Annotated in this window: 7 protein-coding genes; all 7 read right to left on the reverse strand. The window is 31.7% G+C overall.

Going from position 1 to position 12,480, the window contains the following annotated elements; all coding sequences use genetic code 11:
• Positions 1-8: 8 nt before the first annotated feature.
• The 7 genes from IMCC3317_RS03575 to IMCC3317_RS03605 all read right to left on the reverse strand — a co-directional run bounded on the left by IMCC3317_RS03575 (position 9) and on the right by IMCC3317_RS03605 (position 12,476).
• Complete coding sequence (locus IMCC3317_RS03575; protein WP_160128135.1) at positions 9-1,949, reverse strand: alpha/beta fold hydrolase; 1,941 nt, start codon at positions 1,947-1,949, stop codon at positions 9-11.
• Positions 1,950-1,985: 36 nt separating this feature from the next.
• Positions 1,986-6,428 carry a non-ribosomal peptide synthetase gene (locus IMCC3317_RS03580; RefSeq protein ID WP_160128136.1) on the reverse strand — a complete coding sequence of 1,481 codons (4,443 nt, stop codon included), beginning with the start codon at positions 6,426-6,428 and terminating at the stop codon, positions 1,986-1,988.
• Between the two features lie 87 nt (positions 6,429-6,515).
• The gene (locus IMCC3317_RS03585; RefSeq protein WP_160128137.1) at positions 6,516-8,144 is read right to left on the reverse strand and encodes an ATP-binding cassette domain-containing protein; all 1,629 of its coding nucleotides are present in this window, start codon (positions 8,142-8,144) and stop codon (positions 6,516-6,518) included.
• Positions 8,145-8,213: 69 nt separating this feature from the next.
• Positions 8,214-8,594, reverse strand: a complete 381-nt coding sequence (locus IMCC3317_RS03590) for a hypothetical protein (protein ID WP_160128138.1) — start codon at positions 8,592-8,594, stop codon at positions 8,214-8,216.
• Positions 8,595-8,656: 62 nt separating this feature from the next.
• A complete protein-coding gene (locus tag IMCC3317_RS03595; RefSeq protein WP_160128139.1) occupies positions 8,657-9,388 on the reverse strand; it encodes a thioesterase II family protein in 732 nt (243 codons plus the stop codon).
• 2 nt (positions 9,389-9,390) lie between these two features.
• Positions 9,391-11,802: a TonB-dependent receptor domain-containing protein gene (locus tag IMCC3317_RS03600; protein ID WP_160128140.1), complete on the reverse strand. Its 2,412-nt coding sequence runs from the start codon at positions 11,800-11,802 to the stop codon at positions 9,391-9,393.
• A gap of 11 nt (positions 11,803-11,813) precedes the next feature.
• Positions 11,814-12,476, reverse strand: coding sequence for a carboxypeptidase-like regulatory domain-containing protein (locus IMCC3317_RS03605; protein ID WP_160128141.1), 663 nt, complete (start codon positions 12,474-12,476; stop codon positions 11,814-11,816).
• Positions 12,477-12,480 lie beyond the last annotated feature (4 nt).

Raw genomic sequence — 12,480 nt, forward strand, 5'->3', positions numbered from 1 at the left:
TTACACAATTACAATGAAATAATTCCCCAATGAAACATGTATGTAATTAACAGCATATGAGAAAATAATACTGATAACATGATACTTCTATCTGATATTTTTTTGATTCTCACAATAAAGAATACCAATGAAATTAAGGTAAGTGCAGTAAAAACTATCGTAAGCGTGAATAAATAATTGAAGTTTTCAGGAAGTCCAAAAGCTAAAATGAAGAAGTTTTTATTCATTACTTCTAAAAGTGCGAGTACGAGTCCTGTAATGGTTACCAATCCTATAATGGAAGTAATTATGGTGATTATACGTATAATTTTATTGGATACTCCTTGATATTTTTTTCGAACTAAATTGAATGAGTATATAAATATGTAAGCTATCATGATAAGAAATGCTATCGCTAGCGGAGCAAGAAATAGAGGATCCATTTGACCAATACTATTCCCCATATTTGATACGCCTGGATTTACCGTAACGTTACTCACCAATTGCATTTTTGCTGCTTGTTTAAAAGCTTCTGCATCAGGTTGCTGCGAAGGATTTTTTGTAAAAGCGCCGATCACTTCATTTCCTATGAATGTAAACCCTGGAACATGTCCGTATGTATATCCAGTTACCGCGTATGCATTTTTGAATTTTTTCGCTACTTTTTCACCATTTGTCAAAGGCGTAATTGGATCATATTCACCAGAGATTACTATTACAGGAAAGTCAACATTTGCCAATCCACTTAAGTCGTAATTTTGTGCTAAAGAATCTGGTTTGCTAAGATTCCATTTTTCACAAACTTTAAAGTCCGATTTATAAAAAGAAAGTCCGCCTTTTAGTTTTCCGTATTGGGCAGCATTCGATTCAAATACTTGTATATCATTGTTTGGCAAAGCTTCATTACAACTTACACAGTAATATACTCCATAATCTAAGCCAAGCAAACTAGAAAAAGAAGCTACTAAAGTTCCTAATGCATCTTTGTTTCTCTCTTTAAATTGAGAAATAAGCAATGGCATTATTTCAATAAATTGTTTGTTGTAAAGTGTTTGTTGAATTGCAATTTTAAAATCTTCCGCATTGAATGTAAATTCTTCCGATTCTACAATATTTTTACTAACAGAAACCGTAATTGGATTGTCTGTTAAATCTGCAATCACTGCATAATAGTCTTCTTCTAAATTTGGAAATTCTGCATTACAGTCTGCATCATTTTTACAAGCGTTGAACACTTTACCAAGGCTTGTCATGTAATTGCTTGTATTTTCAGTGTAATAGTCTGAAATATCTGCGATGGAAGAATCTAAGATGAGCGATTGTACATCATTTGGATAGTAACTCGCATAGACTTGCGCCATATACGTTCCGTAAGAAGCGCCATAAACTATCCATTTGGAATATCCAAGCTTTGATCGTAATGCATTTAAATCTTTCGCTACCGATAAACTGTGATACGCATCTGTATCTACTCCATTTTTGATTAGTTCTTGTTTGCAAGAGAATGCTACATTTGTTTTGTCTTCTTCGTCTTTTTCAGGTGATTGATTTTTTGCAAGAATGGTTAAAAATTCTGCTCCAAGATCAGGACAAAGTCGTGGTTCTGAATATCCTGTTCCTCTGATATCAAATAGGACAATGTCATTGTTTTCACGCAATACATGATTTACCCATGAACCAATATTTTGTACGCCACTAGCTCCTGGACCACCTTGTATGAATACAACTGCTGGCGCATTTTCTAAATTTGCCTTGTTTTTTAGTACCGAAACGGCAATTTTTATGGTATTACTTTCTGGTTTTTCCCAGTTTTCTGGAACGGATAAGTAATGCCAAGTAATTGTGTCTTCATTTAGTATATCTGCATATGGAAAAAAGGAATCTGCTTTATCCAAGGATACATTTTGAGACCATCCGCTAAAGACAATGGCAAAAATAAATAGCTTTAGTATGATAGTTGTTCGTGTCATTTTGAAATTCATTATATGTGGCTAGTTTAGTGAGTGTTAAAAATTAAAATCTATGGAAATTGTTTCTTCTTTTTCGAAAGCGAAATCAATGTCAATAGCATGTATTGGAGTTGTTATGTCTGATAAGATTTGTTGTAAAAATTTTTCATATTTTACGGTAAAGAAATTCATAGTTTCTTCTTCATATTTTGTGGTATCATAAAGAATAGATCCTCTGAGATGTTCTCCTTTTACAGAAAAATCAATTAGTAAAGGAAGTCTATTGTATTTTGTAATTACAGGACTCATGTGCAAAGCAACATCTTCTGTGAGGTCAAATTTTCCATAATTAAATGTTTGGTTTTGTAATACTAGAATCGCTTCAAAACGCAATGTATTCAATACATCTTCTGTAATATCTTGATGCTCATCTACCGTTAGTAAATTTTCATGCATGTTTTTCATAAGTGCGAGAAAGGAATCATTGGATGTTACGCTACTTCGCAACGGTAATGTTTTTACAAACATTCCAACTTGATTTTCCAAGCCTGAAAAAGTACGTCCCGAATTTATGGTTCCGACACATATATCATCTATTCCATATAACTTGTGAAGTAATACATGAAAAGAAGTCATGAGTAAGGTATGAAGTGTTACGTTGTTTTGAACTGCAATTTCATTTAAATCATCCATGAATTTCTTCGGCCAATGAAATATGTGAAAACTTCCCGTGTATTTTTCTTCTGAAACACTATAATCGTAGGGAATTAAAGTTTTCCATTGGTGTTTTTGTAAATAGTTTGTCCAAAATTCTCGATTGCTTGCTTCGTTTTGTTGTTCAATATTATTTTGCCATACGACAAAGTCTTTATATTGAAAGTCGAGTTTTTCTTCTGTAAGAGATTTTTGTGTTGCCAAAGCACTGTAACGCGAGGTGATTTCTTTTACTATGATTTCTAAAGACCAACCGTCCATCATTACGTGATGTGTTGTAAATACTAAGGTGCAGTTTTGGTTTTCTGTATGAAATAACGCAACTCGGATGAGCATATCATGTTCAAGCTGAAATTCTTTGTTTGTATATTCTTTTACAGCATCATCATATTTATCTGAAGTTGTATACATCTCATCAACCGAAAAATTTACTTCTGTTGTAGAGTTGATTTTTTGGTATGGATTTCCGTTTACTTCGATGAAATTAGTTCGGAAGATTTCATATTTCTGGATGATTCCAAGAAATGCTCTTTCTAACAATTCTTTGCTCATTTCACCTTCAATAGTATATACACCAGACATATTGTAAGCAATCGATTTTTCTGATTGAAGCGACGCCAACCAAATCATGTATTGCGGAAATGTTATCGGATAATATTCTTGAGGTTTTACAGGTGTAATTGCTTGTAGCGTGCTAGTTGATTTGTTTTGTAAATAATTAACCAACGAGCTAATATCAGGATAGTTAAATATATCTTTTAACGAAAGTCGTTGTTGGTATTTCTTTTCGATTAAACCTATAAGTCTTACAGCATTTAAAGAATGTCCGCCTAAAGCAAAGAAACTTGTAGAGATACTGAAATCATCATCTCTTTCGAGTACTTTTTTATAGAATTTATATAATTCTTTTTCTTGTTTGCTTGTTGGAAGTACTACTACTTCTTCTGCCCTATTTTGTATGGTTTCTAATTGTGCTAATTGTTTTCTGTCAACTTTTTTGTTTGGTGTTAGCGGAAATTCATCAATAGCAATTAGCGTATATGGAATCATATACTCAGGGAGTTTGCTTCGCAAGTGTTTGATTACTTCTTCATAGTCAAAACCTTCTTTTTCTGAGATTAAATATGCAACCAAAAATACTTCATGATCTTTGCGCTTTTTTGCAATTACAACCGACGATTTTATATTTTTTATTTCGTTTAATTGCGTTTCTATATCTCCTAATTCAATACGATAACCTCTAATTTTTACTTGATTGTCATTTCGTCCTAAGAATTCAATTTCTCCATCTATTGTCCATTTTCCTAAATCACTTGTATCATATATGATTTCTTCAGGTTTGAAAGGATTTTTGATAAACTTTTGACTTGTTAAATATTCATCTTTGAAATATCCTTTTGCCAAGCCTTTTCCTCCAATGTATATTTTTCCAGGAGTGTTTACAGGAAGTAATTGCATGTAATCATCTAAAATATAGAAAGAAGTATTTTGTATTGGTTTTCCAATGTTTGAAGCATCTTTAGCAGAAAGAATTGGTTTGATACTAGACCAAATTGTCGTTTCCGTTGGTCCGTACATATTCCAAACTTTATACGAAGTGTCCAATAATTTTTGCGCTAATGATTCACTTAACAAATCGCCACCACATAATATTTTTAATTGTTGATCACCTTTCCAACCTACATTGTACAACATTTGATAGAAACTTGGTGTTCCTTGCATTATTGTAGGTTGTACTTTTTGTATTTCATCAATTATGACTAAAGGATCGTCTAACGTTTTATTTGCTACTACGTATAATGTTGCTCCAACAATTAGAGGTGTGAAAAATTCTAAAATAGAAATATCAAATGATTGCGTCGTTACAGAGTAGAGAATATCATGATTTTCTACGCCAGGATGATTTTTTATACTTTGTAAAAAGTTAATTAATGCTTCATGTCCTATTTCAACACCTTTTGGATTTCCAGTTGATCCTGAGGTGTAAATAATATAAGCAGAAGCTTCTGATGTGACTTCTTTTAATTCTTGATCTGAATGTTTTTTGGAATGAATTAACTTTTCAACATCAATAAAAACTACGTCTGAATTTATTAAATGTTTTAAATCCTTATTTCCAACAACACAATTTACATTGCTATGTTTTGTAATGTAGTTGAGTCGTTCTTTTGGAAAGCTAGGATCTAAAGGAATATAGGAATGTCCGGATTTTAATATTCCTAGTAATGTTAAGACTAAATCTGCCGAACGTTCCATTAGCACTGCAATTGGTGCTGTATCTTTTCCGCTGAAGCGATCTTGTATTTCTAATGCTATTGCTTTTGAAATACGATCTACTTCTGCGTATGTGTATTGTTTTTCAAAATCTTGAATTGCTATTTTAGTGGAATATTTTTTAGCGACTTCATTAAATGCTGAAAGTACCGTAGCTTTTTTAGGCAAAGGAGTTTCAGTTTCATTAAACGTATGTATTAATTGTTGCTGTTCAGTATTCGTTATATATGAATAGTCTGATAATTTTTGAGAAGGATTTTTAATAATACTTTGAAGTAATTCTTCAAAATGCATTACCGCTTGACTTATAGCTTCCGCTTCAAAATAATTGGTATTGTAATCAAAATCAATGGTAACACTTTCTGAAACATCAAATTCTCTAATATAGATTGCCAAAGCAACACGTTCTGATTGATGTGTTAGCGGAATTACCTTCGTTTTGGTATTTGCAAAATGATCTGCATAATCTTGCTTTTCATAGGAAAGCGTAATGTTAAATAGTTGTTCTCTTTCTTTGAAAACTCCTTTTTCTTGAATTAGTTTCCCTAAGGGAAAACGCTGATGGCGATAGTCTTGACGTAATTGTTGTCGTATGGTTTGGATTAATTCTTCAAAAGAGGCATCAAAATCTAGCGGAATTCGCAATGCGGAAATTCCCATGAAAAGTCCAACCGTTTTCTTGAATATTGATTTTCCTCTGTTTAGTACAGGAAGTCCAATAGAAATGTCATTATTTTGATGTTTTCTTGCGAAATATAAATATAACGTTGCTAGTATAATGTGAAACGTAGAAGCTCTATTAGCTTTAGCAATTTCGGTAAGTTTATCGTATACCGATCGTTCTATGTGAATGGTTTTACGCTTACTTTTATTACTGTATATGGTTTCGTCTATTCTTTTGAATAAAGGTGCTGGTAAGTTTTCAAATTTAGTTAACCAATATGCTTTGTCTTTTTGATAATCTTCTGATTTTGCATACAGTTCATCATCTTCTACAAATGTTTCATAACTGTACGGATATTCAGAAATTACTTTTCCGTGTTCACTGAGTTCATTATAGTTTTGTACTAAGCGTTGAAACATTACCGAAGTTCCCCATCCGTCAGTAATGATATGATGATACATAGAAAATAGATAGTGAAATGTATCATGAACTTTGACCAAAATGAACGTATGCAATAGGCTTTTAGCGTCAAAATTAAACGCTTTCCCAAACATAGTTTGCATATACTGATTTGCTTTTTCATCAGGATTACTTTCCATAGAAAAATCTAAGAAACCTAAATCAGAGTTGTGATCTGCAAGTATTTCTATTCGCGGATTTTGTATGTCATTGATTACAATACTTCTGTATGCATCATGCTGATCTATTAGTTTTTTGTAAGCTTGATTGAATATTTTTGCATCAATGATTCCTTCAATTGGGATTTTAGCGCCAATGTTATAAATAGGCTCATCAGGATATAACAATTGCTCAAAGTAAACGTCTTGTTGTGGCAACGTAAGTTTCATAGAGTTTGTATAATAGTTAAGATAGTAGCATTGAGAAGAGTTAATTCCTCAATCCAAAAAAAGATACATGTATTTTTGGCTGTTATTTTATTGCCATAAACTTTCTGTCAATTCTTGTCTACTGATTACAGGAACGTCTCTTACAATTTGTCCGTAATCAAATTTGATAATACGATTGGCATTGTGGAAATAGGCATCATCATGTGTTACAGCGATAATTGTTTTGCCCATTTCTTGTAATTTTGGAATTAATTCTTCGTAGAAATATTTTCTAAATTGTGGATCTTGATCTGCTGCCCATTCGTCCAATACGATAATTGGTTTTTCTTCTAGTAACGCAAATATTAGCGACATACGTTTACTTTGACCTTTTGAGAAGCCTCTTCTTGCTGATTCTTCTTTGTCATCAGCTACAACTTCTTTTAATTTCATTATTTCTAACCATTCATTGTAAAATGTATTACCCTCAATTTTGTAGTTATCGTAATTGTTAGAAAAGATATGGTTTTGTGTAAATACAGAAGAAATTATATTTTGCAAGTCACCTTTTATATTTTCGGTTTTTCCGTTTAAGGCAATTTCACCCATAGATGGATCATAAATTCCAGTTAGTGCATTGATGAATGTGCTTTTTCCTGAACCGTTTCCTCCAACAATAAAGATTGTTTCTCCTTTTTTAATTTCCAGATTTATCGGACCTAATGCAAAAGATTCTTTGTTTTCTTCATCATAGTAAAAGTAAACATCTTTAAAAACCAACGATTCAAACTCCAACGATTCTGTAACTTCCAAATTGACATCATTAGCTAGCAGTTTGAAATCATTCAAAAAACGATTGATTCGTGAATTTGCAACTATAAATCTCGTGTACATTTGTTGTAGATTGATCAAGTTATTTATGGGTCCTGAAACAAACATAATAATTACCACATACGAAATTACATCAGCGCGAGGCAATATTCCCATTCCTGGTAATACAAATAGAATTACAGCGATTACGACATATAATCCATATTGACTGATAAGGTTTACAGATAAAAATATATAACTTATTTTGAAATCTAGTTTTTTAGCTAAGTCCCTATTTGGCACTAAGAATTTGTTCATTAGATTAGTTCTTCTGAAGAAACTTAGTTTTAATTCTTGGAAACCATCAATTACATCTCCAACATATTGATAGTAATCTTCGTTGTATTCCCTTAATGTTGACACCTGACTAGACATGGAGTTTATGACGACAAAGTAACAGGCAGCGACTATAGCAATCAAACCTATAACAATTAATGCAGATATTGATGATAAGGAAAACATATACACTAAACAAAGTACTAGCATTAGCACTGAGTTTACCGTATGTGTAACGGTATATGGCAACTGAGAAAATGTTCTTAAATCTTCAACCGCTGTTAAAAATCGTTTTGAACCAAAACGTTCCAAACTTCGCATTGGCGCACTTAAAATTTGATTGAATATTTTCTTTTCATTATCGTATAAGACATCAAAAGCAAACTTATTTAGCCATTTCTGAAAAACAATATTTAGAAGATATGTATACCCAATTAACGCTAAAAAAACAATTCCCATATGGTCTCCTAAAAATGCCTGATTTCCAGAAAGGACATTGTTAATAATATATACAATACCAAAACTTAAAATTGTGTTGGGTAATGCATATAAAATTATATAAACGATATTTTTAATTTTTAATCGTATCATAATATAGTTTTTTGTTTTAAAATAATAGTGTTTAGGAATAAAGGTTGTTTCAAAGAAACAAAAAATTGTTTAGCGTAGAATTTCTTTAATTTTTAATCGCTCTACATCCATTTGCTGGATAACTTGTTCAATTTGTTTTTGGTTTGTAGTTTCTTCAAGACTAATGACTAATTTCATTAATACTTCTGAAACATTGAAGAATACGTAATGTCGCATTTTTTCATTCTTGATTTTTTCTCGACTTTTTTGATATAAAAAATTAAAACTTCCAAGTAAGTATCGAAATTTCATAGATGATTTTTCCGATAATTTAATTTGATTAATTGTCAAAGGAGTTCGCTCATCCACCACGTGAATGGTGGTTTTGAATTTTAGTATATATACTTCGTTTTCTTTAACTGAATATATGTTTTTTGGATACTCAACGATTAATTTGTCTGTTAAATCCATAATTGATAAGTTAGATTAATAAATATGATACGAGAATGTACTCTAAAAAGAAGTTCTTAATTTTAAAAGTTATCTTTATAACTGTTTAAAATAATAGTAGAAAGTTTTTCGGGATGACCGTGTATAAAAAAGTGATTTCCTTCTAGGAGATTAGATTCAAATGTTCCCTTGGTGAATTTTTTCCAGTTTTCAATGTGTTCGCAGCGTTCTTCTTCAGAACCCATGAGTGCATAAATTGAAGATCTAAGTTTTATTTCTTCCTCAGAATAATCGCTTTCTTTTTCTAAAATTGCAAAGTCGGCTCTCATTATAGGCTCAAAGAAATCATATAATTCATCACTATTCAGTATTTCTTCAGGTATGCCTCCAAGAATTTCCAATTCAGCTTTAAAATCAGCATCATTCATTAAATATCTAGGACCCTTATTATCAGGATCTTCAGGTTCTTTTATTCCAGGACCAGGATTTCCGGAAACAATTATAGACAGAGCAATGTCATTAATTTTTTCCATTTCATACGCAATAGAGAGTGCCAAGGTAGCTCCCATACTGTGCCCAAAAATTAAATACGGTTTTCGATGATTTCTGAGTTTTTTTATTTGTTTGGTATAATCTTCTATTGCTGCTGCTTTGGTTGCTAATAAAGATTCGTGAAATCTTTTTCCTCTCCCAGGAATTTCTAATGGAATAAATTCAAAATTATCATCCATGTAGGCTCTAAGAAAATCATAGGAGTAACTACTTCCACCCGCAAAATGGAGCAGAAATAGTTGTACTTTATGTTCAGTTCTCATGTTTAGTTGGCTCCTGCTCTTCTTCGTTCTTCATCATTACCAAATCCTCTCTGATCCACGTTGATTTTCTTATTACCAAAACTATATGTTAATGACAATCTGAAATATCTGTTACTATAGTTTTGTGTATAGTTTTGTTTAATTCCATTTACTTTTGAAACTAAATTATTCTGACTTGCAGTATCAAAAACATCATTTATAAGTACTGATAGTTGAAGTGCTTTTTCTAGGAAATCTTGTTTGTAGCCAAAGCTTAAACTATATGTTTCTCCAAAGTCAAAAAGATTCGTTTTATAAGATGTACTATACCAATAATTTACTTGAAATTTTGATGATTTCCCAAAAGAGATTGTATTGTATGATGATACATAAAGTCTGAACCCATTCATTTCTTTTGCAGTAATAATGTCATCATAAAATTCAGTTTTCGAACCTAATAAATAGACTAAATTATTGTTTTGCAACCATGATAATCCTTTGTATCCGTATGATTGTCCAAGTCCAAAGTTATAATCTTCAAAGTAGTTTTGTCTGCTAACTACTTGTGTAGTGATATCTGCTATTGGTGTAAAAATTGTTCCAAATCCGTTGGTAGTTCTGTTTAAGAAAAAATTTGTTCTTAAGTTACTTTTGTAGGTATATGTAAAGTCATAATTATCACTAAAAGAAGGTTGTAAAAAAGGATTTCCTTCTGAAAAGTTATTACTATTTACATAGAAACGGAAAGGGTTTAAATCTCTAAAACTCGGTCTGCTAATTCTTTTACCATAATTAATCACAAATTGGTGATTGTCATTTTTTCGATACGAAATATAAATCGTTGGAAATAATTTAAAATAATCATTCGTAGTCGTTTGATTTAAGGTTCTTGAAAATCCTTCGGTATTCGTATTTTCTACACGCAAGCCTACTTGAGCTTCCCATTTGTCATTGAATGATTTTGTAGCATTTATATATGCCGCTTGAATATTTTCTTCGTATTCAAATTCATTCGATAATGCTGGATCAAATACAGGATCTCCGCTTAATGTGTCAAAAAATTGTACATCACTTGAGTTTCTAATGAAACTAAATTTAGTACCATAGGATAGTTTTACAGCTTTTAACGGATGTTCAAAATCTACTTTTACACTATAATTGTCTACATTTTGATTTGAGATGTTTAATGCGGACTGATTTAATGCAATAAATTGATTAGATGGTGAGAATGTTTCTGTGATAAAGTTTCTATTAAATTCAGAATTTAAATCAAAATAATCTAAGTCTATTGATAGTTCTCTTCCTAAAGTATCCAGTTTTGAAACTAAGTGTACGTTATATAGATTATTGTTATCGTCTGGCTGACTTCTTCCTGTGTTTAACAACAATGTTTGCAATTCATCTGAAGGATCAAAAATTCGTGTACTAGCTCTATCATCTGTTCCTCCTTTGTCTACATTTCCAAGAAATTGCATTCCAATTGTCGTATTCTCAGTAATATCATAGTCGAGTAAAATTCTACCAGAATAGTCTTTTCGTTCACTTTTACCTCTCAAGTCTGTTTTCCATGTGCCGCTTGGATAGAAAATATCAGTTTGTTCTATTCCTCTTGTAAATCCTGTGTTTCCGTTTAAGTTTACAGATAACTTGAATTTATTTTTATTGTATGAGAAATTGTTTCTAAGTGTAAAGTAACTAAACTCATTTTGATTATACGCTGCGGTTGTGGTATTTTTCCATGAATTTCTAACTCCTTTTTTATAAATAATATTGATTAATCCACTATTTCCTTCTGCTTCATATTTTGCAGGCGGATTAGTAATGATTTCAATACTTTTTATATCATCTGCAGAAATAGAACTTAGAAAGTTTACCAAGTCTTCTCCACTTATTGGTAAAAGGCGTCCATCTACCATGACTCCGGTAGCTCCTTTTCCAATCATTCCAACACTATTGTTTTGAATTGTTAAACCTGGAGCTACTCTAAGTGCATCTAAAGCATCTGCACCAACAAGACCAGGATTGTTTTCTACATTGAATACAAGGCGATCCGTTTTTTGAATGATTAAGTTTTTTCTTCCTTCAAGAAAAACTTGTCCTAAACTCTCCGGATTTTCCGTTAATACGATAGTTCCAAGGTCTAAGTCTGCTTCAACGACAATGCTTTTTTCCCAATTTGTATATCCAATAAAACTTACTGTTATTTTATAAGTGCCCTTATTTGTTTTTATAACAAAAGCCCCATTTTCATCAGTTATAGCGCCTCCGATAATTTTATCATTTTCACCAGTTAAAACAACATTTGCAAAAGAAATGGATTCTTTTTCACTTGTTACTTTCCCTGTGATTTGAACTTGTGCCATTACCAAACATGGAACTATTAGCAAAGCTAAAATGCACATTTTTTTATTAATTTTTGACAAACTTTTTTTCATGAATTGGTTGTTTATATATTTATTTTGATTTTTATGAGTCCATCCTTATCTGGGATATTGTATTGTGAAGCTGATTTTAAATACACTTCGATATTTTCTACCTTGGAAGCAGAAATGCTTTTGAGATATTTGATTAATTCTTTACCAGAATATGTAACCAAGGTATTATTTATCATAATTTCCGCCTTTTCTTTCCCTACAATGAAGATGTTGTCTTTTACAACCGCAACACCTGGTGCTTCAGGTAATACATCAAAAAGAGAACTTTCATTGAACGCTTTGTTTGCATTTACTAAGAGTTCGTAATAGTTGTCATGCTTCTTGATAAATTTTTTACTGCTCGCTGCATTTTGCTTTTCTTCTAATTCAACGTTCCCTAAGTGTACGTCATTTTTGAGCGAAACTTTTTTAGACCATTCTTCACAGCCTAAATATTTAATCACAGCTGTATAAGAACCTTTGTAGGTCCAAATGTTCAAATACCCACGGTCATCGGTTACTGTTCCTGCGACTACTTTATCATTGGCATCGACTAGATACACAGTAGCATGTGGTGTGTTTTCTGAATTTACTTTAACGGTTCCTTTTAGTTGCACTTGAGATAGTATTAAATATGGGAGCAATACTGCAATCACCAATATTAGGTTTTTTTTACTGATTTTAATTATTGTCATAACG

The organism is Kordia antarctica, assembly GCF_009901525.1.
Taxonomy (GTDB): domain Bacteria; phylum Bacteroidota; class Bacteroidia; order Flavobacteriales; family Flavobacteriaceae; genus Kordia; species Kordia antarctica.